This window comes from Ruegeria sp. YS9 (genome assembly GCF_024628725.1).
In the GTDB taxonomy this organism is placed as follows: Bacteria; Pseudomonadota; Alphaproteobacteria; order Rhodobacterales; family Rhodobacteraceae; genus Ruegeria; species Ruegeria atlantica_C.
In genome coordinates this window covers 1,888,791-1,915,725 of the sequence record NZ_CP102409.1, presented here as the reverse complement: position 1 = coordinate 1,915,725, position 26,935 = coordinate 1,888,791, and the positions used below count along the sequence as shown (strand labels likewise).

28 protein-coding genes are annotated in these 26,935 nt (G+C 58.2%); 16 read left to right on the top strand and 12 right to left on the bottom strand.

The window, feature by feature from the left end; genetic code table 11:
• Positions 1-56: 56 nt before the first annotated feature.
• Complete coding sequence (locus NOR97_RS09745; protein WP_257598969.1) at positions 57-1,721, bottom strand: mechanosensitive ion channel family protein; 1,665 nt, start codon at positions 1,719-1,721, stop codon at positions 57-59.
• A 201-nt stretch (positions 1,722-1,922) separates the two neighbouring features.
• Between NOR97_RS09745 and yajC the strand changes: the two genes are divergently transcribed.
• From yajC to NOR97_RS09695, 10 genes are all read left to right on the top strand, one after another.
• Positions 1,923-2,210 (top strand): preprotein translocase subunit YajC, encoded by a 288-nt coding sequence (yajC, locus tag NOR97_RS09740; RefSeq protein ID WP_117868574.1) that lies wholly within the window; start codon positions 1,923-1,925, stop codon positions 2,208-2,210.
• Between the two features lie 33 nt (positions 2,211-2,243).
• A complete protein-coding gene (gene secD, locus NOR97_RS09735; protein WP_257598968.1) occupies positions 2,244-3,905 on the top strand; it encodes a protein translocase subunit SecD in 1,662 nt (553 codons plus the stop codon).
• Between the two features lies 1 nt (position 3,906).
• A complete protein-coding gene (gene secF / locus NOR97_RS09730; protein ID WP_170343887.1) occupies positions 3,907-4,875 on the top strand; it encodes a protein translocase subunit SecF in 969 nt (322 codons plus the stop codon).
• Positions 4,856-5,620 carry a sulfite exporter TauE/SafE family protein gene (locus tag NOR97_RS09725; protein ID WP_306975875.1) on the top strand — a complete coding sequence of 255 codons (765 nt, stop codon included), beginning with the start codon at positions 4,856-4,858 and terminating at the stop codon, positions 5,618-5,620. Before secF ends, NOR97_RS09725 begins: the two co-directional genes overlap by 20 nt.
• Before the next feature lie 12 nt (positions 5,621-5,632).
• Positions 5,633-5,986, top strand: coding sequence for an Mth938-like domain-containing protein (locus NOR97_RS09720; protein WP_257598967.1), 354 nt, complete (start codon positions 5,633-5,635; stop codon positions 5,984-5,986).
• A 144-nt stretch (positions 5,987-6,130) separates the two neighbouring features.
• Positions 6,131-6,745, top strand: coding sequence for a heme ABC exporter ATP-binding protein CcmA (gene ccmA, locus NOR97_RS09715; RefSeq protein ID WP_170343889.1), 615 nt, complete (start codon positions 6,131-6,133; stop codon positions 6,743-6,745).
• Complete coding sequence (gene ccmB / locus NOR97_RS09710; protein WP_170343890.1) at positions 6,742-7,398, top strand: heme exporter protein CcmB; 657 nt, start codon at positions 6,742-6,744, stop codon at positions 7,396-7,398. Before ccmA ends, ccmB begins: the two co-directional genes overlap by 4 nt.
• A 61-nt stretch (positions 7,399-7,459) precedes the next feature.
• Positions 7,460-8,233, top strand: coding sequence for a heme ABC transporter permease (locus tag NOR97_RS09705; RefSeq protein ID WP_170343891.1), 774 nt, complete (start codon positions 7,460-7,462; stop codon positions 8,231-8,233).
• The gene (gene ccmD, locus NOR97_RS09700) at positions 8,230-8,388 is read left to right on the top strand and encodes a heme exporter protein CcmD (protein ID WP_257598966.1); all 159 of its coding nucleotides are present in this window, start codon (positions 8,230-8,232) and stop codon (positions 8,386-8,388) included. Before NOR97_RS09705 ends, ccmD begins: the two co-directional genes overlap by 4 nt.
• Positions 8,381-8,920, top strand: a complete 540-nt coding sequence (locus tag NOR97_RS09695) for a DsbE family thiol:disulfide interchange protein (protein ID WP_170343893.1) — start codon at positions 8,381-8,383, stop codon at positions 8,918-8,920. The genes ccmD and NOR97_RS09695 overlap by 8 nt, the downstream gene beginning before the upstream one ends.
• A gap of 29 nt (positions 8,921-8,949) precedes the next feature.
• On the opposite strand, the gene NOR97_RS09690 is transcribed toward NOR97_RS09695, so the two are convergent.
• From NOR97_RS09690 to acnA, 3 genes are all read right to left on the bottom strand, one after another.
• Positions 8,950-9,651 carry an SDR family NAD(P)-dependent oxidoreductase gene (locus tag NOR97_RS09690; protein ID WP_257598965.1) on the bottom strand — a complete coding sequence of 234 codons (702 nt, stop codon included), beginning with the start codon at positions 9,649-9,651 and terminating at the stop codon, positions 8,950-8,952.
• Between the two features lie 139 nt (positions 9,652-9,790).
• Positions 9,791-11,293 carry a BCCT family transporter gene (locus NOR97_RS09685; RefSeq protein ID WP_257598964.1) on the bottom strand — a complete coding sequence of 501 codons (1,503 nt, stop codon included), beginning with the start codon at positions 11,291-11,293 and terminating at the stop codon, positions 9,791-9,793.
• 121 nt (positions 11,294-11,414) lie between these two features.
• The gene (acnA, locus tag NOR97_RS09680; RefSeq protein WP_257598963.1) at positions 11,415-14,105 is read right to left on the bottom strand and encodes an aconitate hydratase AcnA; all 2,691 of its coding nucleotides are present in this window, start codon (positions 14,103-14,105) and stop codon (positions 11,415-11,417) included.
• Positions 14,106-14,329: 224 nt separating this feature from the next.
• Between acnA and NOR97_RS09675 the strand changes: the two genes are divergently transcribed.
• Positions 14,330-15,031: a thioredoxin family protein gene (locus NOR97_RS09675; RefSeq protein WP_257598962.1), complete on the top strand. Its 702-nt coding sequence runs from the start codon at positions 14,330-14,332 to the stop codon at positions 15,029-15,031.
• Here the strand turns inward: NOR97_RS09675 and NOR97_RS09670 are convergent, their stop codons facing one another.
• The 4 genes from NOR97_RS09670 to purB all read right to left on the bottom strand — a co-directional run bounded on the left by NOR97_RS09670 (position 15,032) and on the right by purB (position 19,483).
• On the bottom strand, positions 15,032-15,955 hold the full coding sequence (locus tag NOR97_RS09670) for a lysophospholipid acyltransferase family protein (RefSeq protein ID WP_257598961.1): 924 nt from the start codon (positions 15,953-15,955) through the stop codon (positions 15,032-15,034).
• A gap of 137 nt (positions 15,956-16,092) precedes the next feature.
• The gene (locus NOR97_RS09665; RefSeq protein WP_257600856.1) at positions 16,093-17,166 is read right to left on the bottom strand and encodes a flagellar motor switch protein FliG; all 1,074 of its coding nucleotides are present in this window, start codon (positions 17,164-17,166) and stop codon (positions 16,093-16,095) included.
• A gap of 96 nt (positions 17,167-17,262) precedes the next feature.
• Positions 17,263-17,805, bottom strand: coding sequence for a hypothetical protein (locus tag NOR97_RS09660; protein ID WP_171328000.1), 543 nt, complete (start codon positions 17,803-17,805; stop codon positions 17,263-17,265).
• Positions 17,806-18,178: 373 nt separating this feature from the next.
• A complete protein-coding gene (purB, locus tag NOR97_RS09655) occupies positions 18,179-19,483 on the bottom strand; it encodes an adenylosuccinate lyase (RefSeq protein ID WP_170343901.1) in 1,305 nt (434 codons plus the stop codon).
• A gap of 88 nt (positions 19,484-19,571) precedes the next feature.
• Between purB and NOR97_RS09650 the strand changes: the two genes are divergently transcribed.
• From NOR97_RS09650 to NOR97_RS09640, 3 genes are all read left to right on the top strand, one after another.
• Complete coding sequence (locus NOR97_RS09650) at positions 19,572-19,904, top strand: hypothetical protein (protein WP_257598960.1); 333 nt, start codon at positions 19,572-19,574, stop codon at positions 19,902-19,904.
• Positions 19,905-20,077: 173 nt separating this feature from the next.
• The gene (locus tag NOR97_RS09645) at positions 20,078-20,638 is read left to right on the top strand and encodes a hypothetical protein (protein WP_257598959.1); all 561 of its coding nucleotides are present in this window, start codon (positions 20,078-20,080) and stop codon (positions 20,636-20,638) included.
• Positions 20,639-20,649: 11 nt separating this feature from the next.
• Positions 20,650-20,979: a hypothetical protein gene (locus NOR97_RS09640; protein ID WP_170343903.1), complete on the top strand. Its 330-nt coding sequence runs from the start codon at positions 20,650-20,652 to the stop codon at positions 20,977-20,979.
• A gap of 30 nt (positions 20,980-21,009) precedes the next feature.
• Here NOR97_RS09640 and NOR97_RS09635 read toward each other — a convergent pair whose 3' ends face one another.
• Entirely contained in the window at positions 21,010-22,224 is a 1,215-nt protein-coding gene (locus NOR97_RS09635; protein WP_257598958.1) for a bifunctional alpha/beta hydrolase/OsmC family protein, read from the bottom strand.
• 273 nt (positions 22,225-22,497) lie between these two features.
• Here NOR97_RS09635 and NOR97_RS09630 point away from each other — a divergent pair, with 273 nt between their 5' ends.
• A complete protein-coding gene (locus NOR97_RS09630) occupies positions 22,498-22,692 on the top strand; it encodes a hypothetical protein (RefSeq protein WP_257598957.1) in 195 nt (64 codons plus the stop codon).
• Between the two features lie 10 nt (positions 22,693-22,702).
• Here the strand turns inward: NOR97_RS09630 and dddP are convergent, their stop codons facing one another.
• Positions 22,703-24,046 carry a dimethylsulfonioproprionate lyase DddP gene (gene dddP / locus NOR97_RS09625; protein ID WP_257598956.1) on the bottom strand — a complete coding sequence of 448 codons (1,344 nt, stop codon included), beginning with the start codon at positions 24,044-24,046 and terminating at the stop codon, positions 22,703-22,705.
• Between the two features lie 123 nt (positions 24,047-24,169).
• Here dddP and NOR97_RS09620 point away from each other — a divergent pair, with 123 nt between their 5' ends.
• A complete protein-coding gene (locus tag NOR97_RS09620) occupies positions 24,170-24,913 on the top strand; it encodes a DUF3445 domain-containing protein (protein WP_257598955.1) in 744 nt (247 codons plus the stop codon).
• Positions 24,914-24,949: 36 nt separating this feature from the next.
• On the opposite strand, the gene NOR97_RS09615 is transcribed toward NOR97_RS09620, so the two are convergent.
• Together NOR97_RS09615 and NOR97_RS09610 are read right to left on the bottom strand one after the other, a co-directional pair.
• Positions 24,950-25,861, bottom strand: a complete 912-nt coding sequence (locus NOR97_RS09615; protein WP_170343908.1) for a hypothetical protein — start codon at positions 25,859-25,861, stop codon at positions 24,950-24,952.
• A gap of 197 nt (positions 25,862-26,058) precedes the next feature.
• Positions 26,059-26,853, bottom strand: coding sequence for a lytic transglycosylase domain-containing protein (locus NOR97_RS09610; protein ID WP_257598954.1), 795 nt, complete (start codon positions 26,851-26,853; stop codon positions 26,059-26,061).
• Positions 26,854-26,935: the final 82 nt, after the last annotated feature.

Genomic DNA, 26,935 nt, shown 5'->3' with positions numbered 1-26,935 from the left:
TGCGTGAATCACTGAAACCGCTTATGCACCATCTGTCGGGCGGGGTGTAGCACCGGTTACGACTTATCGGCCTCGTCGTGGATTTCATGCGCCAGATGTCCGTCCCATTCTTCTGTCGGGATTTTTGGTTCCGGTGGATCTGCCATGTAAGACGGCGTCATGATCTGCACTTTGTTCTCGTTGAATACGGCGACAATGTTGCGATGCAGGTCCGAGCGGATTTTTGGAATGATGCTTCCGCGGGTGGTGTAACCGTTGATCTGATAATTGATGGCGTAGTCGGCCAGCGCCGTCCACAGCACGAAAGGTTCCGGCTTGGCCTTGATCCCCTTGGTGCGGTTGGCCGCCTCGATCAGCATTGCTTCGATCTTTTCGGGCGGTTCTTCATATCCGATGCCAACCGTCGTGTGCAGCAGCAAACCACTGCCATCGGTTTTCTTCGAGAAATTCACGACGTCCGAATTCATCAATTGGGCATTCGGGATCGAAATCAGCTCGTTCTTGATGGATTTCAGATGCGTCTCCATCAGTTTGATCTGAACCACGTCGCCTATATGCTCTCCGATCTGAATGCGGTCGCCGATTGACGTGGAACGGCGATAGATCACGAACAGCCCCGCCAGCATATTGGACACGACCGAGTTGGCCCCCAGCGACAGCATGGCGCCGACCAGAATGGTCAGTCCCTGGAAGGCGGCCGAATCCGAACCGGGAATGTAGGGAACGGCAAAGACCAGCGCGATCAGGATCACGACAACCCGTGCGATGTTGAACGTCGGATTGACCCAGTGTTTTTCAAAATCGCCCATTTCGAATGAACCGGCTTCGACCGCGTCGAAGAACACGCGCATGCCCTTGATTATGTACAACGTGACCCATGCGATCAGGCTCAGCATAATCAGGTTCGGGATATAGCTGAGTATTCCCTTGAATATCAGCAGCACCGGTTCTGTCAGATAGGTCAGCAGCAGCTGCGCGAAATAGCGTGTTTCCGCAAAGGCCAGCAGAACGAAGGACAGGTAGTAGTAGAAGCCAAGAAAGAAGATGACCAACAGGACAAAGTTAAGCCCGTATCGGATCAGGGCGGCAATTGCCTCGGCCTGAACGCTTTTGGCCGTCGCCGTTTCGACGTCCTGCAAATAACGCTTTACCAGTTTCAGAGTGCGCCGCCTGATCCGACGGTGCAGCCATAGGATAACCAGCACGAAGACGACAAAGCCAATGGTCCATGCCGCAGCTTCAATCGCACCGGATACCCGCGCCTGCTCTGTACGGTTGGATCGGTAGGCAAGGATGGCTTCTTCGATGGCCTGACCATGGAGAAAGCTAAGGACGTCCAGCTCCATCTGGTCCAGTTCGGCATCGGCGACGGTCACGATGGATACGATCTCATCGTCGGCGCGAATGCGTATGCCCAGATCGGTCTCTTCAAAGGTGATGTCGACCGTGGGGCTTTCCGAGGCTTCGGCCACCTCGATAATTTTCTTCTGAACGCCTTCGGCCCGTTCCGGCGCGGGCAGGGCGCTGGAACCGCGCAAGAAGAACAACATGTCGCCGTCGACGATGACAGGTGCCTTGAAACCTTCGGTTTCTTCCGCATCGGGCTCGGTGATTTCGGCAGGTGCTTCCTGGGCCTTTAGCGGCACTGCCAAGCACAAGAACAAGGTCAGCAGAGACAGCAAAAGCGTCAACGATTGGAACAGCTTGTAACGAGTTTTCATTGTCCCCCCTGACGTCTGACTATAGCAAAACTGAAATATCTGCATAGGACATATCTGCAACGTTCAAACGGTTCTTGAGGCACCTTTGTCAGGTTGCAGCCGGTCACATGACCACCTTTGCTTGCAAACACGCATTTCAAAGCATAGGTTCCGGCCAAATTTGCGGAACGGTGCCGCAAGATCTGAATAAAGGAATATCCCATGGAAGGTGGCGCAATCGCCCAGTTTCTCCCGCTGATCCTGATCTTTGCGATCATGTATTTCCTGCTGATCCGTCCGCAGCAGAAGAAAATGAAGGAACATCAAGCCATGGTCGACGCCGTGCGTCGCGGGGATCAGGTTGTCACCCAGGGCGGGCTGATCGGCAAAGTGTCGAAGGTCAAGGAAGGCGACAACGAGATCGAAGTCGAGATCGCCGAAGGTGTAAAGGTGCGTGTGGTCAAGTCGACCATTGCTCAGGTTCTGAACAAAACCGAACCCGCGAAGTAATTCCACCTTACAATTCCTTGAAAAGGCAGGGTAATGCTGCACATTGATACCTGGAAGCGGGTTCTGATCTGGCTGGTCTGCGTGACTGGTCTGCTCATGGCCCTGCCAAACGCGTTTTACACGCGGGTTGAGCAATCAAACGACGCCAAGGCCGCGATTGAGCTGGGCGTGGACACGCCTGAAATGCAGGCCGAAGCCGGGCAATGGCCGAACTGGTTGCCCTCATCACTGGTCAATCTGGGTCTCGACCTGCGGGGCGGTGCACATCTGTTGGCCGAAGTTCAGGTGCAGGACGTCTACGAGACCCGGATGGAGGCGATGTGGCCGGAAATCCGTGACGCCCTGCGCGATGAGCGCTCGACCGTCGGGACGATCCGCCGTCAGGAATCGGCTCCCGATGAGATTCGCGTGCGCATCAGCCAACCCGAGGGCATGGCGCGGGCATTGGAAGTCGTGCGCGGTCTTGCCCGTCAGGTGCAGACCCTGACCGGTGTCGGGGCAACGGATATCGAGGCACGTGCCGAAGGCGACACGATTGTCGTTCAGTTGTCCGAGGCAGAAAAACTGGCCTCAGACGACCGCACAGTGCGTCAATCGTTGGAAATCATCCGCCGCCGGATCGACGAAGTGGGCACCCGAGAGCCCACCATTCAGCGTCAGGGTGCAGATCGTATCCTGATTCAGGTGCCAGGCATCGGCAGCGCGGGTGAGTTGAAAGAGATCATCGGCACTACGGCACAGCTGACCTTTAACCCGGTTGCCGGACGAGGCACCGACCCGGATGCCGTTGCAGGCATTGGCGAAGAAATCGTGCCGTCGATTGACGAAAGCGGTGTTTACTACACCATTGAATCCGCTCCGGTTGTTACCGGCGAGGAACTGGTGGATGCGCAGCCCGCGTTCGACCAGAACGGCCGCCCTGCGGTCAACTTCCGGTTCAACACGTCTGGTGCGCGCAAATTCGGGGATTACACCCGCGACAACATCGGAGCCCCCTTTGCCATCGTTCTGGACGACGAGGTGATATCGGCCCCCGTGATCCAAAGTCATATTCCGGGCGGTTCGGGCATTATCACCGGCAACTTTACGGTTGAGGAAAGCACCAATCTGGCCGTTCTGCTGCGAGCGGGCGCACTGCCTGCCGGTCTGGAGTTCCTCGAAGAACGCACCATCGGGCCCGAGTTGGGGCAGGACAGTATCGACGCAGGCAAAGTCGCCACCATCGTGGCTTTTGTCGCCGTGCTGGTATTCATGGCGCTCAGCTATGGTCTGTTCGGGATCTTCGCCAACATCGCGCTGATCATCAACGTGGGCCTGTTGTTCGGTCTGCTGTCCATGATCGGGGCAACCCTGACCCTGCCGGGTATCGCGGGCATCGTGTTGACAGTTGGTATGGCGGTGGACGCCAACGTGCTGATCTTTGAACGTATCCGCGAGGAACTGAAATCGGCCAAAGGTCCGGCGCGCGCAATCGAACTGGGCTATGAAAAGGCGTTGTCGGCCATTCTGGATGCGAACGTGACCACATTCATCACCGCCGTGATCCTGTTTGCCATGGGCAGTGGCCCGGTGCGCGGCTTTGCAATTACTCTGGGCCTTGGCATTCTGACCTCGGTCTTCACCGCAATCTTCGTGACGCGCCTGATGGTCGTGATGTGGTTCGAACGCCGCCGTCCGAAAACGATCGAGGTTTGACATGAGACTGAAACTCGTACCCCAGAACACCTCGTTCGATTTTTTCAAACACTGGAAGGTCTGGTTGGGCATCTCCGGCCTGATGATGGTGGTTGCTTTTACGTCGTTCCTGTTGCAGGGGCTGAATTTCGGCATCGACTTCCGAGGTGGCACCACGATCCGGACGCAAAGCGCGGTTGAGATCGATGTGGGCACATACCGAGATGCCATCGCCCCTCTGGAACTGGGTGACGTGACCATCACCGAGATTTTCGACCCAACCTTTGCGGATGACGAAAACGTCGCGATGATCCGCATTCAGGCGCAAGAAGATGCCGAGGCTGTGGAAGCGGCGACCATCACTGCCGTGGAAGAAGCGTTGCAGCAGGTTGTTCCCGACATTCAGTTCGTGTCAGTGGAATCCGTGGGGCCCAAGGTCTCGGGCGAGTTGATCCAGACCGCCGTCATCGCGGTGGCTTTGGCGATCGGCGCGGTGCTTGTGTATATCTGGCTTCGGTTCGAATGGCAGTTCGCGCTGGGGGCCGTGGCGGCGCTGGTTCACGATGTGATCCTGACCATCGGTATCTTCTCGGAACTGCAAATCCGCTTTGATCTGGCCATTATCGCGGCCCTTCTGACCATCGTCGGTTATTCGCTGAACGATACCGTGGTCGTCTTCGACCGGGTGCGTGAGAACCTGCGGAAATACAAAAAGAAAGACCTCAAAGAGGTGCTGAACATTTCGATCAACGAGACCCTCAGCCGGACCGTCATGACCTCGGTCACCACGTTGCTGGCGTTGATCTCGCTTTATGTTCTGGGCGGCGATGTGATCCGCGGCTTCGTCTTTGCGATGATCTGGGGCGTGATCGTGGGCACCTATTCATCGGTCTTCGTGGCCTCGACCATCCTGCTGTGGCTGGGGGTCAAGCGCGACTGGTCCAAGCCGTCCAACACGGCGGGCAACCAGTTTGCCAATATCGATGCCTGAGGCGTTGCAACAGGCCTTGTCCCTGCCGGGGCTGGGTTGGTTGATACTTACCATCGGAGCCGCGGGACTTGTCCGCGGCTTCACTGGTTTTGGCACCGCGATGATCTTTGTGCCGGTGGCCACTCAATTCCTGCCGATTGCCGATGTCGTCTTTCTGATGGCGGCCACCGGGATCGTATCGACCTTTGCGCTGGCGCCGCAGGCGTGGCACGAATGCGACAAGATCGAAATCAGCACTTTGGGCATTGCAGCGACATTGACCGTGCCACTGGGGCTTTGGGTCATGGCACAGGCCGACACGGTCGTTCTGCGCTGGATCGCTTGCGGCATCACCGGCGTGACCCTGTTGGCGATCGTCACTGGCTGGCGCTGGCAGGGACGACTGGGTGTGCCCGGACGGCTGGCCATCGGAGGCAGCGCGGGCGTGATCGGCGGCATGACCGGACTGACCGGCCCGGTCGTTATCGTATTCTATCTGGCCAGTTCTTCAGATGTGCGCAAGATTCGCGCCAACACGATCATCTTCCTGGCGTTGCTGGATGTGGCCATCGTTTTCAGTATCCTGATCGGAGGCGCTGCGGATCTGTCGATCCTGTGGATTGTCCTGCTGCTGGGTGCGCCCTATCTGACCACCACACTGATCGGCAAGGCTCTGTTCGATCCAAAGCTCGAACGGATCTATCGCGCTGCGGCTTATTCGGTCATTCTGATAGCCGTCGTGTCCGGTTTGCCGATCCTGGATTGAAGGAGGGAAGAAATGCGCCTGAACCAGGTTACGTTTTCAGATGCCAAGCCGGTTGATGGCTATGGCCCCGGTTTTTTCCGCATCGGCGGTGATGTGTTCGAAGGCGCCGTTCTGACCGGTCCCGCAGGACCTGCCACCTGGGGCGGCTATGAAGATTCGCAGCCACTTCTGGAACTGGCCGATGCAATTGACGTTCTGCTTGTCGGTACCGGCAAAGACATGGTTCACATTCCCCAATCTTTGCGCAGCCGGCTGGAAAGTGCCGGAGTCGGCGTCGAAATCATGAATTCTCCGGCTGCTTGCCGCACTTACAATGTCTTGCTCTCTGAAGGTCGCCGCATAGCGCTTGCTCTGATCCCGGTCTGACGGGACCCCTTCATCTGGCTGAAAATATCCCGGGGTGTGTGAGGGGCTGGCCCCTCACTCGGACCTCTCTGCTCAAAGCTCCCGTAACCGAACTGCGGCAAATCCCACCTTTTGCCTCTGATGACATTCCGATAAGCGGGTCTCATGACTCTGATAGTAACCGACCTGTCGATCACCCGTGGTGGCATTCCCGTCCTGGAGCATCTCAGCTTTCAGCTGCCTCCGGGCAAAGCGCTGATTCTGCGTGGGCCGAACGGGATCGGCAAAACAACCCTTCTGCGCACATTGGCCGGGTTGCAGCCGCCGCTGGAAGGTCAGATCCAGGGCGCGGAAGACCAGATCGCATATGCGTCCCATTCGGACGGGCTGAAACCGACGCTGACTGTATCCGAGAACCTGACGTTCTGGGCTTCTGTCTTTGGCACCAACGGCATCCAGACGGCGCTGGACGCGTTCCAGTTGAACGAGCTGGCGGACCGCCATGCGGGGAACCTGTCGGCTGGTCAGAAACGGCGGCTGGGGCTAGCGCGAATGCTGGTCACCGGGCGGCCGATCTGGATGCTGGACGAACCGACCGTTTCGCTGGACAGAAATGCGGTGCAAATGTTCGCCGATGCAGTCCGCGCGCATCTGGGGCAGGGCGGGTCAGCCCTGATCGCGACCCATATCGACCTTGGCCTGGATGGCGAGGTTCTGGACGTCGGCCCGAACAAGGCCAAACCCAAACCCATTGACGATTTCGACGGAGGCTTCCTGTGATCGCCCTTCTGCTGCGCGACCTGAAACTGGCCTTCCGTGCAGGCGGAGGGTTCGGATTGGGATTGGCCTTTTTCCTGATCGTGACCGTGATGGTGCCGTTTGCAGTGGGGCCACAATCCTCGCTGCTGTCCACCATTGCACCCGGAGTGCTCTGGCTGGGGGCGTTGCTGGCGTGTCTGTTGTCTCTCGACCGTCTTCTGGCGCTGGATTGGGAGGACGGATCGCTGGACCTGCTGGCCACGGCGCCGCTGCCACTGGAATCAGTTGTGACCATCAAGGCGCTGGCCCACTGGCTGACCACAGGCCTGCCTTTGGTTCTGGCCGCGCCCTTTCTGGGGGTTTTGCTGAACCTGCCTGCACCGGGCTTCTTCTGGCTTGTAATCTCGCTGCTGATCGGAACCCCGGCCATGAGCGTGATCGGCACATTCGGCGCTGCCCTGACCGTCGGCCTCAAGCGTGGCGGGCTGCTGTTGTCGCTCTTGGTGCTGCCGCTTTACGTCCCCACCCTGATTTTCGGGGCCGAAGTCGCCCGGCGTGGGGCAACGGGGATGGACGTGCAGACGCCGTTGTTGATGCTGGCGGGGATCACGGCTGCGACGATAGCATTGTTGCCCTTTGCCAGCGCGGCTGTGTTACGTATCAATCTGCGGTGAACCGTCCCAACTTTGACTGATGTCAATTGAGAAAACCCCCAACTCGGACTAGATAGGGCCCATGTCGATAGCAGCCAAAGCCAATGCCCTCTGGGAATACGCCAACCCGCGCAAGTTTCTTGCAACCAGTGAACGTGTCCTGCCGTTTTTCTGGATCGTCTCGATCATCTGCATCGTCGTCGGGCTGGTCTGGGGGTTCTTCTTCACGCCGGACGACTACAAGCAAGGGTCGACGGTCAAGATCATCTATCTGCACGTCCCGGCGGCGCTGATGGCGATCAATTGCTGGCTGATGATGCTGGCGACTTCTCTGGTCTGGTTGGTGCGGCGTCACCATGTCAGCGCGCTGGCGGCGCGGGCGGCTGCACCGATCGGGATCGTGATGACCCTGATTGCGTTGCTGACAGGGGCGATCTGGGGACAGCCCATGTGGGGCACCTGGTGGGCGTGGGATCCGCGTCTGACGTCGTTTCTGATCCTGTTCCTGTTCTATCTTGGCTATGTCGCGTTGTGGGAAGCCATCGAGGATCCGGACACCGCGGCGGACCTGACCTCGGTTCTGTGTCTGGTCGGATCCGTATTCGCGCTGCTCAGCCGATATGCGGTCAACTTCTGGAACCAAGGCCTGCATCAGGGCGCATCGGTCATGCGGGCGGCTGCCGTGACCGGAGCCGATACGGAAGAGAAAGTCAGCAATATCTACTTCTATCCGCTGTTGCTGTGCATCATCGGATTTGTTCTGCTGTTCATTGCTTTGGTGCTGTACCGCACCGGGACTGAAATCCGCGCGCGTCGCATCAAGGCGTTGCAGGCGCGGGAAAGGGTGGGCGGATGATCCCCGATCTTGGAAAATACGCTGACGCGGTTTTGTCGTCTTATGCCGTGTCCATCGTGCTGCTTGTGGCATTGATCGTGTACAGCGTGATGCGAGGGCGCAAGATACGCACTGAGATGGAAAAAATCGAACAAAGGATTTCGCGCAATGGCTAAGATATCGCCCCTGATGATCGCGCCGCCTTTGATTTTTGGCGCTTTCGCCGTGTTGGCCGGGATCGGTATGTTCCGGGAAGACCCCAACGCGTTGCCCTCTGCCCGCGAAGGCCAACCGGCTCCGCCCGTGGTTCTGACCGAGTTCCCGGAAAAGAAGCTGTTTGATGATGCCACGCTGCGGGATGGAGAAGTCAAACTGGTCAACTACTGGGCCAGCTGGTGCGCGCCGTGCCGTGCCGAGCATCCCAATCTGGAAGCGCTGGCCGCCGAAGGCATCCCGGTCTATGGCATCAACTACAAAGACCAGTTGGGCAACGCCCAAGCGTTCTTGACCGAGCTGGGTGACCCCTACGCCGCGATTGGACGAGATGAGAAGGGCCGCATGGCATTGGATTGGGGTCTTTACGGCGTACCCGAAACCTATGTGGTTGATGGCGACGGCACAATCATTCTGCGCTTTGCCGGCCCGATTACGCAGCGCGTGATTGAAAACACTCTGCGTCCGGCGTTGGAAAAGGCTGCGGGCGGTTGAGCAATTTGGAAAACGAGGTTTAAGCCACCTTACAAGCGATACCCTCCGGTCACGCGCAGAACCTCTCCGGTTACGAACCCCGCCGCGTCCGAGGCCAGAAACCGAACGACCTTGGCGATGTCTTCGGGTGTTCCGATCCGGCCCAGCGCCGTTTCGTTGACGAAAAGCGATGTCAGATCGTCAGGACGGGGGGCTTCGGGGATGTTGATGGCGCCCGGCGCAACCGCGTTGACACGGATGCCTTCGGGGCCGAGCTCTTTCGCCATGGCCTGTGTCCAGAGGTTCAAAGCGGCCTTGCTTGCCCCATAGGTCACTGCGTCGCGCGGTGGCAATGTCGCGTTCATCGATGAGATGCTGACGATCGAAGCGCCGCGGTTCAGATGCGGCAATGCCGCAGCCAGCAACGCGGCCGGGGCCAGCAGATTGAGGTCAAGAATGGCGCGATGGTCTTCAACCCTGAACGCTTGTTTCGGAGTGGCGCGAACAAGACCCGCGTTGTTCACGATCACGTCCAGTCGTCCGAAGTGATCGATGACCTTTTCGACGACCCGGGTGGGTTGGTTGTCTTCGGTCAGGTCCGATTGAATTGCCAGAACGTCGCCTTTCAGCACTTCAGAATCGGGCTGGCTGGCCAACCAGGTGAAGGCAACATGGTGATCTCGGCTCAGGTCTTCGACTATTGCCCGCCCGATCCCACGGGCACCACCGGTTATCAGTGCAACTTTTTCCATGAACTCAGATGACCGGCAAAGCGCCCAGGATTCAACGTTGTTTTTTGCGCTGTCGAATTGCTGTCACTTGCGCAGCAATATCCAGAGCATTGCCGCGATGAACGCGAAAGTGACAAGGTTCATCAGAGTGTCCGTGAGATCACCGATCAGCATTGCGTTGCCCCTCCTCTCTGAGCCCGCGGAACAAGCACACCATCAGCAGGACTGAAATGAAGACAAAGGGCAATGCGCCAAGCGAGATGAGGATCTTCACCGAGTCCACGGATCCCGAAAGGATCATCGCGACACTCAGCAGCCCAAGCAATCCTCCCCAGATCAGCCGGACGCGCGGCGGGGGATTCTCGTCCCCGCCCGTCGAGAAGGTGCCCAGAACAAATGCCGCACTTACGACGCTGGTCACGATGAACAGAAAGGCGGCCAGTACCGTTGCAAGCGTGGTGATCACGGACAGTGGAAGTCGGTCGAGCAGGGCGAAGGTCACGCGCTCGATGTTTGTCTGCGTATAGGCCAGCAGTTCGCCAGCACCATTGAGCGCCTCGAACAGGCCAATGCCACCAAATGCACCGAACCAGAGGATTGAAAACAGCGTGGGGGCGAACAGGACTCCGATCACGAATTCCCGTATCGTGCGACCGCGAGAGATGCGGGCGACAAAGACGCCCACGAATGGGCCCCAGGCGATCCACCAGACCATGTAGGTAAGGGTCCAGTCGCTGAACCATCTGGTGACGTCATCGCCGAAGAACGTAAAGGTCTGAAAGCCCCTGGGAATGACATTGGTGACATAGTCCCCGAACCCCTGAACGATGGTATTCAGAAGGTATTCGGTGGGGCCAAGGACCACGGTGTAGGCAACAAGGCCGATTGCGATCAGCATGGCGGCATTGGACAGGCGCGCCATGCCCTGACCCAGATCGATCAGGAGTGCCGGGATATAGGCCGCAACCATTGCCAGAAACACGGCGCCAATCAGAAGGGCGCCGACGGTTTCCCGTCCGCCGAGAACGGCGATGCCGTCTGCCACCTGAAATACGCCCATGGCCATGGAACCGCCGACACCAATGGCAATGGCGATGATCGCCATGAAATCCGAAAGCCAGCCGACACGTTCAGCCCAGCGTTCGCCGGGAAACAGGCTTTTGATCGGCGCGCTGACCATCATTCCGGTGCCGCGCCGAAAACTGAAAAAGGCGATGGAAAGCGCGGTTGAACCGTAAATGGCCCAAGCGTGTAAGCCCCAGTGAAAGTTCGTCGCCAGCATGGCCTGCTGCGCCGCGATGAAATCCGGTGCCATGCCGTTGATAAAATTGAAATGGGTCAACGGTTCTGCCACTGCCCAAAACAGAAGACCGACGCCCATACCGGCGGAAAACAACATCGAAATCCATGTAGCCGTGGAAAACTCTGGTTCCTCGTCATCCCGACCAAGGCGAATATTGCCATAGGGTGAAAACGCCAGGAACAGGCATCCGATCAACATGCCCGAAGCGGCGAGCATCACGAACCAGCCGCGGCTGTGGAAGGTCTGTCGGACGATGCCACTGGCCCAGGTCACCAGGCTTTGAATGTCCACGACACCCCATATCCCGATCACTGCAATTACGCTGAGCGAACACACCAGCAGGGCGTTGGGCTTCTTCATGGCGATTGGTTTTCCGTTGATGACGTTACCCAACAGTTTCAGGTTTTCGAATAAATGACCAGAATACAAAAAAAACCCCCGGCAGATGGCCGGGGGTTTGAATTGAGCGCTGTGCTATCGGTTACGATGCCTTCGCAAGATTGCGCAGGACGTAATGCAACACGCCACCGTTTTCGATGTATTCAATCTCGGGCGCGGTATCGATACGGCATTTCAGGGTGATGGTCTTTTCGGTTCCATCGCCATAAACGATGGTGCAGGGGACTTCCTGTAGCGGCTCGATTGTATCCAGCCCGTGTATCGAAACGGTTTCATCCCCTTTCAACCCCAGGGTTTTGCGGTTGTCGCCTCCTGTGAACTCGAACGGAATGACACCCATACCAACAAGGTTCGAACGGTGGATACGCTCAAAGCTCTCGGCGATGACGGCCTTGACGCCCAGCAGAGCCGTGCCCTTGGCCGCCCAGTCGCGGCTTGAGCCCGCGCCATATTGCTCACCACCGAAGACAACCAGCGGGGTGCCATTCGCCTGATAGGCCATCGAGGCGTCATAGATTGACATCTGTTCGCCGTCCGGACCCTTGGTGTAACCGCCTTCGACGCCGTCCAGCATCTCGTTCTTGATGCGGATGTTGGCGAAAGTGCCGCGCATCATCACCTCGTGGTTGCCGCGGCGTGAACCATATGAATTGAATTCACGCGGCTGAACCTGACGTTCGATCAGGTACTGGCCTGCGGGCGAGGTCGTCGCAAAAGACCCCGCAGGTGAGATATGGTCGGTCGTGACCATGTCGCCCAGAATGGCCAGAACCTTGGCACCTTCGATGTTGGAAATCGTGCCCGGTTCGGGGCTCATATCCTGGAAGTAAGGCGGGTTCTGGATATAGGTCGATGTTGGCGGCCAGTCATAGGTTTCCGCGTCGGTGGTTTCGACCGACTGCCATTTTTCGTCACCTTTGAAGACGTCGGCGTATTTCGACTGGAACGCTTCGCGTGTCACCGTCCGTTCGACCAATTCCGCGACCTCCTGCTGGGTTGGCCAGAGGTCTTTCATATAGACGTCATTGCCGTCCTTGTCCTTGCCGATCGGCTCGGATGTCAGGTCGATATCCATGGTGCCTGCCAGCGCGTACACGACGACCAAAGGCGGCGAAGCCAGATAGTTGGCGCGCACGTCGGGCGAGATGCGGCCTTCGAAGTTGCGGTTGCCGGACAAGACCGAGGTGGCGACCAGATCGCCTTCCGCAATGGCCTCCGAGATTTCTTTCTGGATTGGCCCCGAGTTGCCGATACACGTGGTGCAGCCGTATCCGACGAGGTTGAAGCCGATCTTGTCCAGATCCTCCTGAAGGCCTGCGGCCTCGAGGTAAGCGGATACAACCTGCGACCCCGGTGCCAGCGAGGTCTTGACCCAAGGTTTGCGGTCCAGCCCCAGCGCGGCTGCCTTGCGCGCCACGAGGCCCGCTCCGATCATCACGTAAGGGTTCGACGTGTTGGTGCAGGACGTGATCGAGGCGATCACGACCTTACCCGATTCCATGCCGTAGTTTTCGCCTTTGACCTCAACCTGTTTGCCCATCGGGCGCTTGAAGGTCTCGGCCATTTCCCTGGTGAAGGCGGCCTTGGCGTCGGTCAGCGCAACATAATCCTGCGGGCGTTTGGGCCCCGAGATCGCCGGAACAATCGTGCCCATATCCAGCGACAGGGTGTCGGTGTAGATCGGCGCATAGTTTTCATCGCGCCAGAAACCGTTTTCCTTGGCGTAGGCTTCTACCAGAGCGACACGATCTTCGTCGCGCCCTGTGTTGCGCATGTAACGCAGCGTTTCACCGTCAATCGGGAAAAAGCCGCATGTCGCGCCGTATTCCGGGGCCATATTGGCGATGGTCGCACGGTCGGCCAGCGGCAGACGATCCAGGCCTTCGCCGTAGAATTCGACGAACTTGCCGACAACGCCTTTTTCGCGCAGCATTTCCACGACCTTCAGAACCAGGTCGGTGCCGGTGGTGCCTTCGACCAGATCACCGGTCAGCTCAAAGCCCACGACCTCGGGGATCAGCATCGAGATCGGTTGACCCAGCATCGCGGCCTCGGCCTCGATCCCGCCGACACCCCAGCCCAGCACGGCCATGCCGTTGACCATGGTGGTGTGGCTGTCGGTGCCGACCAGCGTGTCGGGATAGGCGACTTCTTCACCGTTCTGGTCGGTGTCGGTCCAGACGGTCTGGGCCAGATATTCAAGGTTCACCTGGTGGCAGATACCTGTGCCGGGGGGAACAACGCGGAAGTTGTTGAATGCACCCTGACCCCATTTCAGGAACTGATACCGTTCCATGTTGCGTTCATATTCACGGTCCACATTCATCTGGAACGCACGCGGATTGCCGAATTCGTCGATCATGACCGAATGGTCGATGACCAGATCGACCGGGTTCAGCGGGTTGATCTTTTGCGCGTCGCCGCCCAGCGCCTTGATGCCGTCCCGCATCGCGGCTAGATCCACCACGGCGGGAACGCCGGTGAAATCCTGCATCAGTACACGGGCAGGGCGGTAGGCGATTTCACGGGGGTTTTTGCCACCGTTCGCGCCCCATTCGGCAAAAGCCTTGATGTCATCGACCGAGACCGAGAACCCGTCATCCTCGAACCGCAACATGTTTTCCAGCACTACCTTGAGTGCGGCAGGCAGTTTGGAGAAATCGCCCAGGCCCGCCTCTTGCGCGGCGGGGATGGAATAATAGGAAATGGATTTACCATTCACGCTCAGACTGCGGCGCGTTTTGGCGGTATCCTGTCCGACTTTGATGGGCATCTGTGGCCTCCCTCTCAAATGACTTGGATATTAGGATTTGCTGAGTGTTATCTGCATCACCAAGCCCCCGTGTTCAAGGTCCAACAGGCGTTGAGAGGTAAATTTGTATACTATTGTACACTTTTTCCCTTGGAGCGTGTGTCAATGTCTCAAGAAACCTTGATTGGTCGTTGAGTGGCAAAGCAGCTATCCCTGAGATCCAACCGCTCAACCCGAGAGTTCTCATGTTCAGATCCATTGCCTTGACCACCGTGTTTTCCAGCCTTGTGGCGGCAAAGGTCGCAGCCGGGGAAGACCCGGTTGTGGTCGAGCTGTTCACGTCTCAGGGGTGTTCATCCTGCCCGCCGGCGGATCGGATCATGCATGATCTGGCCAAGCGCGACGACGTCATAGGGCTGGCTCTGCATGTCGATTACTGGGACTATATCGGGTGGAAGGACGAGTACGCAGACCCCGATCATACGCTTCGGCAGCGGGCTTATGCGCGCGAGGGGCGGCGTTCCATGATCTACACCCCGCAGATGGTGATCAACGGGCAGCACGACATCGTCGGGGCGCAAGCCCGGGAGCTTGATCGATTGATCGAAGCACATCTGAAAGCAGCGCCCGAAGCGCTGGTGACGGCCGTGCGCTCGGCCGATGAGGTGACAGTGGATGTGACGCCCGTCGAGTTGCCGAAAGGCGATACCTATGACGTGCATGTGGTTCAGTATTCTCCCATGCGGCACGCTTCGATCCGCCGTGGAGAACTGGCCGGGCACGAACTGGACTATGCCAATGTCGTTGAGGCCTGGCAGATTGCAGGGCAATGGGATGGAACTGCGCCGCAAACATTTACGGTTCAGCTTGGTTCAGATTTGCCGGCTGTCGTTCTGATTCAAAGGGCCGGGGAAGGGCCGATTATTGCCGCCACCCGGGTCAGGTGATCAGGGCATCTCTTCCGGTTTGATGCCCAACCCGTTCCAGTGTTTCCAGCGGCGGTGAATCCAGAACCATTGCCCCATATGCTGCCGCACCATCTTTTCCAGATCGTCATTGGTGAACTGGGTCATGGTTTTTGGGTCGGTGTGCGGAACCGGTTCGTGCAGAACGATCTCAAAATCGAGACCGTTGGGCTGACGCACCGCGTAACACGGTATCAGCTCGGCTTTGTATTTGATGGCCAGCTCGGCGTTCAGCACGGATGTCACCGCGGGTTTGCCGAAGAACATCAGTTCCTCACCGCCCATTGCGTGAAGATCGGAAACGATGGCAATGATCCCGCCCTTTTTCAACGAGCGTACCATCTCGACCATACCACGCCGCCCCTGTTCGAACATCGGAGCCCCTGTCTTGTAGAAGGCCTCGACATAAGCGTCGTTGAAATACGGGTTGGCCATCCGCCGATACAGGCAGCCGATGGGCTGACCGCTGTAGGTTTGCAAGGCGATGCGGGCTGCCAGGTAGTGACCGAAATGCGCCGTAATCATCATGATCGGACGTCCCTCGGCAACAGCCGTGTCAAACGCAGCAATGCCTGGGCCTGAAATCTTGGCTTTGCTCTGGCGTTCGATGAAATCTTCCGGAGAAAAATGCTCCATGATTGCACGACCGGCATTGTCCGGCACATCGCGGCAGATCTGCCTGACTTCGGCTTCAGGCAAGTCCGGGCAAGTCAGCTTCAGATTCCGACGGACACGTTTGCGAAACCCGACAACAGGTGCCAGAGACCGCACGATGGCCCCCATTGTTGGAATACGCCGCTCATAGGGAAGCATGCGCATAACGCGGATGACCCCCTGAAGAAACAGGTTGGCGACATAGTATTTCCCAAGCTCAAACCGGCTGAGCTCCGACTTTTCAACGGGCATGGAGGTGTCTCACCGCGTGTTGCGAATTGCTGAGAATGACATACAGCCCGATGCCTGCAAGCTCAAGCGCCCAGACGGGCGGAAAACCTGAGCCCGCAGCAGGTGGCCGGACAGCGCAAAACTCCTGGTTTCACGTATCAGGCCGTATCTTCCTCATCATCTTTTTCGATCAGAGTAATTGAACCGGCGTCGACCAGAGTGCGAATGGCGGCCACGACCTGTGTCATGGCGTCTTCGGCTTCCGATTGTTTGACGCGCCCACGTTCGGCCATTTCCTCGCGCAGATTGTCGGCCATGCGGGACGAAATGTTTGACAGAATGAATTCAACGGATGCCTTGTCATCATCCGCGGCGGCCCCTGCCAGTGCGGTGACAAGAACCGGCTGTTCCACTTCACGCAGGATGGCGGGAGCATCGCGGGCCGCGATACGGCTTGGGATATGGGCAAAGGTGAAGATCGACTGGCGTACCAGATCCGCAAATTCGGCGTCGTCCTCGTCCAATGCGTTCAACAAGTCGTCGCGTGTTGCGGCCGCCGACTGGTTCAGGATCGCGCCGACTCGTGCGTCGGGGCCATTGTCGAAAGCCTGAGCAGGCCGCCGATCCAGTTGCGCGGCCAGCGACCAGCCAATACGTTCAACCGCTTCGGGGGTGACATTTGTTGTTTTCGAGATGGCATAGGTAATGCGCCGCGCAACCGGGCCCGGCATATGGGCCAGCATCTGTGCTGCCTGCGCGGTATCCATCTTTGAAAGCATGACGGCCGCCACCTCGGTGCTTTCCGCCTGAGCCATTTTGGCAAGATCCTCAACGGGTACGTCACGCAGGCGTTGCCATGGATCGCCGATCTGGCGCACCCCGGCAAGCTTGCGCAGGCGCGCGGCTGTCGATGGTGCGATCTTTCCGTTCACCGCATCCAATGCACCTGCAAGCCCATGCGGAAATGCCAGCCCGATGTTGTCCAGAGCTTCGCTGAATTCCCGGGCCACCGCGCCCAGAGTTGCCCGATCCACAAGGCCCATTTGCCCAAGCTGATGGGTCAATGTCTCTTGCAGGTCGTCGGGCAATTCCTCAAGTGGAATATCGGCGCCTTCGTTCAACAGAAGGCGCACGACAACGGCCGCTTTTTGCCGGCCGGTCAATGTTCGCGGAACAACTTGCGGCGCGCCGTCATCCCCCGCGGCAAGCGGCGCTGACCCCCCATTTGCCATTTGTATCAAAGCGTTTGTGTCCTGCATCTGCCCGTAGTGCCAAGTTTTCCGAACCACGGGCAGAATAACGAGAGTCGGGTTAAATAACCCTGAAGCTCAGTAGCTGTAGGTCAGCCCCGTCCGGATGGCCTCGCGCAGGGACGTCTCGGCCCAGGTCCCTTCGCCGCCGCGGGCTTTGATCTCGCGCCATTGCGCGATTGCCAGATCGGTTTTGCCTTCGGCTACAAAGCCTTGCGCCATGTAGCTGCGCGCCAGAAGATTGTCGGGATTGGCGTTGATGGCATTCTGGTAAAAGACGTTCGCCAACTCCAGCTCGCCCATCTTGCGGTAGGTAAAGCCCCAATAGGTCTGCACGCGGTCATCGTCCTGATCCATGATCCGCAGGATATCCTGAGCGTGCCCGTATTGCCCGTCATAGGCCAGTTCGCGGACGGCGTCGTATAGCTGATCTTCCGACAGGTTGGTCTTGTTGGGTTTGACGCACCGGCCTCTGGCTTCGTCATAGACCCGACCGAACAAACATTTCTTGGTCGTATTCGTCGGTTTCGGCGGGCTGCTGCTGTCGCCGCCTGCGGCGTGGACCGCCGGGGCAAAGGCGAAGGCCTGCAAAGCGAGGGCTGAAGCTAACAAAAGGCGCATATTCTTACTCCGTTCTCGGGGCTGTTCTCAAAATCATAGTGCGATCTACAAAAAAGCTAACAGTGGAACGGTTGCTTTTATTCACAAGTCGGACAGAAATTCGTCAGCTGTTGACCGATTTCGTGCAGCTTTGCGTTTCAGTGTCCCAGGCTGTGCCCGGTGCGCAGGATTGCGTTTGTTTGGAATGAGCGCTGCATGCAAGGCCGGCAGACGCCGCGCAAACAAGTGCAAGTGAGCAAAGAACGGTACGGATCATGGTGCCTCTCTCCAATAGTTCATCCACAGAATAGCCGATTTCGGGCGGTCTGGCAAAAACAAGGCCCGGCCTGCGAATTGCGGGCCGGGCCGTGCGAACGGGATGTCGACTCGCAGCTTATTCGCCGAATACCCGGGCGAAGATCGTATCCACGTGTTTGGTGTGATAGCCGAGGTCGAATTTCTCTTCGATTTCCTCGGGGCTGAGCGCGGCAGTCACGTCGGCGTCCGCCAGCAGTTCCTCTTTGAAATCGGTGCGGTGTTCCCAAACCTTCAGCGCGTTGCGCTGGACCATGGCATAGGCGTCCTCACGGCTGACCCCTGCCTGGGTCAAGGCCAGCAGAACGCGCTGGCTCATGACAAGGCCCGGGAATTTGTTCATGTTTTCCAACATGTTTTCGGGGAAGATCAGCATCTTGTCGATCACGCCAGTCAGACGGGCCAGCGCAAAATCCAGAGTGATCGTGGCATCCGGACCGATCATGCGTTCGACCGAGGAATGCGAGATATCGCGCTCGTGCCAGAGGGCGACATTCTCCATTGCCGGGATCACAGCTGCGCGCACCATGCGCGCCAGCCCGGTCAGGTTCTCGGTCAGCACGGGGTTTTTCTTGTGCGGCATGGCGGACGAGCCTTTCTGGCCCATCGAGAAGAATTCTGCGCCCTCCAAAACCTCGGTCCGCTGCATGTGACGGATTTCGATGGCGATGTTTTCGATGCTGCTGGCGATGACGCCCAGCGTCGCAAAGAAGGCCGCATGGCGGTCACGCGGGATCACCTGGGTGCTGATCGGTTCGGGCACAAGGCCCATTTTGTCACAGACATGTTCCTCGACGGCGGGATCGATATTGGCAAATGTACCGACGGCACCGCTGATCGCGCCAGTTGCGATTTCCGAACGGGCGTCGCGCATGCGGGACAGGTTGCGGTCCATCTCGGCATAGAACCGGGCAAAGGTCAGGCCCATTGTCGTGGGCTCTGCGTGGATGCCGTGGCTGCGGCCGATGCGCACCGTGTCCTTGTGTTCAAACGCGCGGCGCTTGAGTGCAGCCAGAAGCCCTTCGAGATCGGCGATCAAGAGGTCGGCCGCGCGCGTCAGCTGGACGTTGAAACAGGTGTCCAACACGTCCGAGCTGGTCATGCCCTGGTGCACGAACCGGGCCTCTTCACTGCCAACATGTTCAGCGAGATGGGTCAGGAAGGCGATGACGTCATGTTTGGTGACGGCTTCGATCTCGTCGATGCGGGCGACGTCGAATTCCACATCCTTGGCTTTCCAGACGGCTTCTGCATTCTCGCGCGGGATCACGCCCAGATCGGCCATGGCATCGCAGGCATGCGCCTCGATTTCGTACCAGATGCGAAACTTGGTTTCGGGCGACCAGATGGCAACCATGTCAGGGCGGGAATAACGGGGAATCATTGGCGGCAGCACCTTTATGTGATTGGGATGAGGCGTTGGCGCGGGGTTTAGCCGCCCGTGAGCAAGGGAACAAGATGTGAGAGCAGGTATGAGACGGTTTGCCCTGATTTTCGCCCTTTGGCCGGGTGTTTTGGTGGCAGGAGACTTCCAGAAACTGTCCGGAGAGGAAATCCTGACGGCCTTGGCGGGCAAGAAGCTGGAATACGGTGCGGGTGTTTGGCAGGCTTTCGAAGCCAGCATGACCACGCAGTACTTCTCGGGCGGGCCCAGTGTCGGGCGCTGGGCGGTGAGAGGTGATCAATACTGCTCGACATGGCCACCTGCCGATTTGTGGGCTTGCTACGACGTCTGGCGAAATGGGGAAACGATCCGTTTCGTTGATGATGCAGGCGGCCAGACCGTCGGGGTTTACGCAAAATAGATTTCATGCGTTTGTCTGCAAGTTAGGGTGCGATGCTTGCAGAAGTCGGACAACATGTGTGGTAAACGGCAATACCTGATCGCGGTTTTCCTGGGTCTTTGCAACGCAGTGCTGGACAAGTCGCTCTTTCAGGGGTCAAGCTGAGGGCGAAGAAATTATCAGGTTATTGAGATATGCGTTTCTTATCAGCTCCGATTTTTGCCGCTTGCGCCGCTGTCTGGCTGGGTGGGGCAGGATCAGCATTTGCCGACACTCCGGTGACATATACCGAGGATGGTCGCGCGCTGTTTCGGTTCGACGTGCCCGATTTCTGGGTGCTGCGCACCGGCGGCCCGCGTGAGATCGAAGACACCGGGTCGGATGATCCGCGTGCGGTGGCTCGGGTCATGGGGCTGCGTCCGGTAACGGACGATATGGTCTGGATGGGCTTTGTTTCGCCTGCCGGAGTTGCAACCATCCAGGATGGTGTCCGGTACTTGCAGGATATCGACAAGTTTCTGGTCAAAGACCCGACCATCACCAGCACCAGCGACACCCGCATCGGAGGGTTGCCTGCCCGGGTCTATCGCGGGACCGGGCGCAGGGATGGCAAGGGAGTGAGCTTTACGGCCATCGTCATTGACTTGCCGCGCAATCGTGTCGCCATAGCCGTTGCCATTTTGCGAGACGGGGCAAACCCGGATTATGCAGACGATCTGAATGCCGTATTCGCGTCGTTCCAGTCGCTTCTGTGAGGTGGGGTAAGATGAGCTTTAGACTGATCAAACGGATTTCACTCGCATTGGGTCTGGGGGCTGCGACTTTGACGCTGTCGGCCTGTGACGGTGTAACGGTTGGCGTCGGATATGGGTATGACCCGTTCTATGACTCGATGCTGTGGAACGACTACTATCACGACGTTGATGTGGATGTTGATATCAACCGCCCGGAGCGCCCAAATCGACCTGATCGACCGGTGCGTCCCGAGCGCCCGAATCCACCGGTTGCCAAACCTCCTGCGCGGCCGCGGCCCCCGGTGGCCCGGCCACCTGCCGCGCGGCCACCAATCCATCGCCCGGCACCACGCCGCAGATAATCAAAAGGCCGCCTGTCGGGCGGCCTTTTCTCAGGAAAGAAGTTCGGTCGTGATATGCGCCGAGCCTTCAAGTGTCCGGTGAACCGGGCATTTGTCCGCGATTTCCAGCAGACGTTGTTTTTGTTCCTGATCAAGCGGGCCACTCAGACGGATCTTGCGGCGGAACTGATCCACTTTGCCCTCATTTGCCAAACCGGCATCCTGAGCATGAACTTTGTCATGGCAGACATCGACGCTGACACTGGTCAGCGGCCATTTTTTGCGGCGCGCATACATCCTTATCGTCATGGACGTGCAGGCGCCGAGACCGGATGAGACAAAGCCATAAGGCGACATGCCCTTATCCGTGCCGCCATAAGAGGCAGGCTCATCTGCAACTGCATGATGGTGCGGACCTGCCTGAATATCCTGCATGAAGCCATTCGGATCAGCCTCGGTCACGCGAACGACACCTTCCGGCGCACCCGGAGGTGGCGCGGGTGGGCAAAGTTTCAGATAGCGCGAGACCCAAGCCGAGATGACATCCGCGGCATATTCAGCATCCGAGGCTCGTGTGATCAGGTGATCGGCATCGTCGAGGGTGACGAAGCTTTTCGGGTGTTTTGCTGCCAGAAAGATGGCGCTCGCGTTGTCGATACTGACCGTTTCGTCCCGAGGGGCGTGCAGGATCAGCAGAGCGGCTTTGAGATCAGCGATCGCGGCCGACAGGGCCGTTTCAGCAATGTCATCCACGAATGCCTTGCCAATTCGAAACGGGCGTCCGCCCAAGGTGACCTCGGCGCTACCGTCCTGTTCAATCTGGGGCAGGGCATCTTCGAAATGATGGGACACATGAGAGGGATCGGCCGGTGCGCCCAAGGTAACCACCGCCCTGACCGTCGGAATTCCCGCACGCGCCCGCAAAACCGCTGCGCCGCCAAGCGAGTGACCGATCAACAGGGCAGGGGCCATGTTTCGCCCGGCCAGATAGTGCGCGGCCGAGATCAGATCCTCGACATTCGACGTGAAGGTGGTATTGGCGAACTCTCCCTCGGAATGACCCAGGCCGGTGAAGTCGAACCGCAGCACCGCTATCCCCATGGCCGCCAGACGGGCTGAAATGCGCCGGGCCGCAGGTATGTCCTTGGAGCAGGTGAAGCAATGAGCAAACAGGGCCGTCGCCAGGACCGGACCATCCGGTAAATCCAGCCGCGCGGCCAGTTGGCTGCCGTCATGTCCGGCAAAAGTGATGCGTTCCGTGGGCATGTCGGCTCCTTGAGCGGTTCGGGGAAACATCCCCAATACTGTGGTCAAGCCCGCCGGGTCACAACCCTTATGTCAAACGCGTCACGGGAAGGTGAGCACGAAGCGAGCGCTTTGCAATCTGACAGATGCCTCGGGTGGGGGCAGAAGCGGTCGTACCCCTGGGGTAGGTTGATGAAATCAAGAATTGTGATGAGATCGACAACAAACATTCGTTTCACTTATGTCACTGTCAGGCCCATCTACTGACCACAGCAATTGATAAAGGAGACACAGATGACACATGCAGACACCGCCGTACACCTTCCCAAGATACTTCCAGGTAAAGTTCTGGCGATTGTTCTGGCTGGCCTTTTGGGCTTCGCCGTCGGGCAATCCCGGCCCGCAGTTTTCAGCGGGCCGCAGGCTCAGGCAAGTCCAGCTGTCGAAGACTGGCACGGAAACGTGCGCCGGTCACATTGGTCAGAATGAGGTGCCGGCCTCACTCGAGCCCCATCAACCGGGCATCGAAGGGGTACTTCGTCAGGTTTTCATATCCGTCTTCGGTTATGAGAACCTGATCCTCCAGCTTGATGCTGAAATCGCCACCCACTTCGCCCACGCAGGCTTCGACACACAAGACCATTCCGGGTTCCAGCGGATAATCGTAGGCCCCTTCAACCGCCTTGTCCGGATAAGCAACCAGCGGCCATTCATCGCAAAGGCCGACGCCGTGCATCAGGCAGCCATATTTCTGCGCCTGGAAATTCTCGTCCAGCCGGTGGGAATTTGCGGTCAGTTCGGGGATCATCACACCGGGCTTGAGCATCTCCATATTGGTCATGATGTGTTCATGGGCGTGTTGCATGGCATAGATCATGTCCTCGCGTGGCTTCTGATCGCCAATCCACCAACTGCGGGAAATATCGATGCAAATCCCGTAAGAACCGATCAGGTCGGTGTCGAACGAGATGATCTCGTTCTGCTGGGTGATGCGCGGGCCGCATTCCTGAAACCACGGGTTGGTCCGCTGGCCCGAAGCCAGCAGGCGGGTTTCGATCCACTCACCGCCACGCCTGATGTTTTCGGCGTGAAGAACAGCCCAGATATCATCTTCCGAGGTCTTGCCGTCGCCGACATTGGCACGGGCAAACCGTTCCATTTCGGCAACCGCAGTTTCGCAGGCATGGCTGGCGCAGCGCATGGCCAGGATTTCGTCAGGCCCTTTGATGGCGCGGGTCTTCTCGGTCAGTTCTTCGCCTTCCATGATGTCGAACCCCTGCGCCTCGAGCGCGCGCAATCCGTGCAGCATGATCTTGTCGACCGCCAGGCGCATATTGCCGCCGCCGTGTTCTTCGATCAGTACGCGTACTTCGTTCGAGAACACATCCGCGGCAACGTCAACCTTGTCGCCCCGGTCGAAGTAAAACAGGTCAGCGCCCGAGCGCTGCTCGCGCACAAGTGGGTTGAAGGTGCTGAGGAAGGGGGAGTTCTTGTAATCCCAGATCACCATATAGCCATCTGCACACAGCAAAACCGCCCGAAACGGATTGTGGGTGTTCCACAGCTGCATATTCGTGCTGTCGGTGGCATAGCGGATATTCAGCGGGTCAAAAATCAGCAAGCCGCCATAGCCGCGATCCACAATGGCCTGTGTCAGCCGCTTCCAGCGGTGTTCCCGCATCCGTGCCAGATTGGGAAGTTCCAGCCCCGCAGCGGCCCACTCGTCAAACGCAAGCTGCGTCGGGCCAATCTCGATCCGGTCATTTTCGTTTGGCGTACCGTCGCCCAATGTCGTGCCACGGCTGGGGTCAATCTTGCGCGTGTCTCGGTAGTGCTGGTTCATGGCTGGCCTCGTTGCTTGTTCCAATTACAATTCATCCGCCACAACCAATCGTCTGAGAAAAATGCGACGGCGAGGTTGTCGTTTTCGACCGACAAGAAATGCTGCGCATGCTAAGCCCCCGACATGACTCGTATTCTGCAAAACAAGATCCCGTATGATGTCGAAAACCCACGCGCTTTGCCGGGTATTCAACCGGCAACCATGGAAAACTGGCTGCATCAGGATGAGGCTTTTGCCGACCAGATGCGGCGCCGCGAAGAAATTCTGTCTGAGCGGCGCGACGATGTTCTTGCGCTTGATCCTGGGGCCAAACCTGCCGCGGTGGAGTTGCTGGATCTGGTGCTGATGCAGACATATTCCACGGCCGTGGCAGAGGCCGCAAGGCCGGATGGCGTATCCGTCGCGATCGACCGCGACCGTCCGCTTGATACGCTGTGCAGGCTGGTGCAGGAGGACTTCTGCATCCTTCAGAAACGGGGGAATGAGCATGTTCTGACGGGTGCCATTCTGTGTTTTCCTGCTAGTTGGCGCTTGTCCGAGAAATTCATGCGGCCGCTGATTGATATCCACGTGCCTGTGGAAAGCTATGACGCCAATGTCGCGAAACGGGTGCAGAGGCTGTTTGACGGTATTCAACCCGGTCGCCCGCTGTGGCGCTTCAACGCCCTGTGGTACGAAGACCCGGAGCTGTTCCAACCTCGCAGTGCCAGTGAGCCGCGCGAAATACGGGACCGGCGTCAGGCGTCTTATCTGCGAAGCGAGCGGCAGACGTTGTTGCGTTTGCCGAAAACCAACGCGGTCGTGTTTTCCATCCACACATACGTTCTGGCCGCAAACGCGATCCCAAAAACGGAAAACCCCGCCTGATGGCGGGGCCTCCTAGGAGGGTCTTCGATAATTCTTTTACATGCCCAAGGCGCCCGCTACATCGGCGAACGCGTTGCTGGCGTTCAGCGCGACAATGGCGAAAGTGAACACAAGCACCTGTGTGTTGAGGCGGAAATCCTCGCCCCGGATCAGGTTGACTGCGGCCATCGATACGGCAATTGGCGCGGAAATGCTGGCCAAAACTCCGGTCATGCACCAACTGCTGAGACGCAGGATGTCGCTTGGCTTGTCATCATCATCCGCGATGGCCGCGCCTGCATCCCTCTGGGCGGGCAGGTCTGGCTCGTCGTTTCGGAACGCGATGCTGAGCAATTGTTCATCCGTCAGTTGAATCGGACGCGCGGCAGGAGCGTGAAGGGCAGTGATCGTGTCATCCTGTTCAGACTGCTGCATCCCGGCGAACTGTCCGGTCAGTGATTTAAAGATCTGCTTTCGATTCCGCGTTGTTCGGCTTGGTGTCAGGGTGTCAAAAGCGCTCATGAAGTGCTCGACGGTAAGAACCGTGTGCGGCGACAGCCATTCAACCCGCCGGGTCGAACAGATATCGACCATGCGATACAGAGTGACCACCAGCATCAGTTCGGAAATCTCGGCGTCGTCCAAAAGTGGCGAGACCGGCGTGAACGTCACGACCAACCTGTTTTGGGGATGCGACACGCGGGGTTTCGTTATGGTTTTCAACCCCGCGGCGCGATCCATGCGCTCGTATCGGTCCTGCTGCCCGGAGCTGCCTGTATCCAGAGTCATCCGCACAAGATACTGGCTCGAGACGATGCTGGCCTCGGTTGCGCTGAGCAGGGTCTTGCGCTCGACCAGATGACCGTAGTCTTCCAGCGTCGTGGCGACGATCGTTCCAAAGCGCTCTATCGCGCCGGTTGCGTCGCCATCAAATTGCAGGCCGCCATGGTAGCTGTGCTTCCGAGCCACTGCCCCGTCCTTTTTTACGTTCTGTCAGCCAAAGGTTAGCACCCCTTCTTGCAGAGAATTTGGCGAAAAATGCAAAAAAGTGAAATTTCCCGGTGATTGGTTACGCTTTGGAAACCAAGCAACTAAAGGCTTTTGTTTGTCACTGTGGCGGAAATGTGGCGAAATCGGGCGCAGCACGTGGTGCCGGTGCGGCGGCGCTAATTGTCGATTCGGGCGCCCATGATTGCGATGGATTGCTGATAGACAGAGGCTGCATTCCACTGCTGCAAGACGCGAAAATTTGGTTCTCCGGGTTGATAGCCGCGCCCCGGTTTCCACCCCTTCTTGCGAAGAAAATTGGCGGTTGAGGCCAATGCATCCGTCATGTTGTAGAAGTCCACGCGCCGGTCGCCCGTAGCATCGACACCATAGGCCAGGGCGTTGCCGGGCAGGAATTGCGTGTGGCCCAGTTCGCCATGTTTTGCCCCTTTTGTCGCCATTGTGATGCTGCCCATGTCGACCAGTTTCAGTGCCCCGATTGCGTGTGGAATAAAGAACTCGGACCGGCGACAATCATAGGCCAGTGTTGTGATTGCGGAAACAACCTGACTGTCGCCCATGAAATTGCCAAAGCCGGTTTCCATGCCGTGAATGGCGATCAGAACGCCGGCAGGAACACCGTATTGCCGTTCGAAGGCGGCATAGTAGTTCGGGTTGGCGGCTTTGCGTTTGCGGCCCTGAGCGACAATCGTATCGGCCCCCCGGACTCGCATGAATTTGTCCAGCGAGTATTTGAAGCTCTTTTGATTGCGGTCCGCAGCGATGGTGCGCGTGGCATATTGTGTCTGGGACAGCGCTTGCAGACCTTTCTTCTTCACCCCCGCCTTGCGTGCCTGTTTGGCAAAATCGGCCTTCCACGCCTCGAATCCTGCGCTGGTGTTGCCACAGGGGGCGGCCAGAACCGGGGAGGTCAGGGAAAGAGAAAGGGCAAGAATGGCGGTCAGGCGAAACATGGGCGTAATCCGATTGATCTGAAATCTGATATTAGCCTAGCGTGAGCCTTGGCTCCGGCAAAGCGGTTAGTGGAAGCCAACG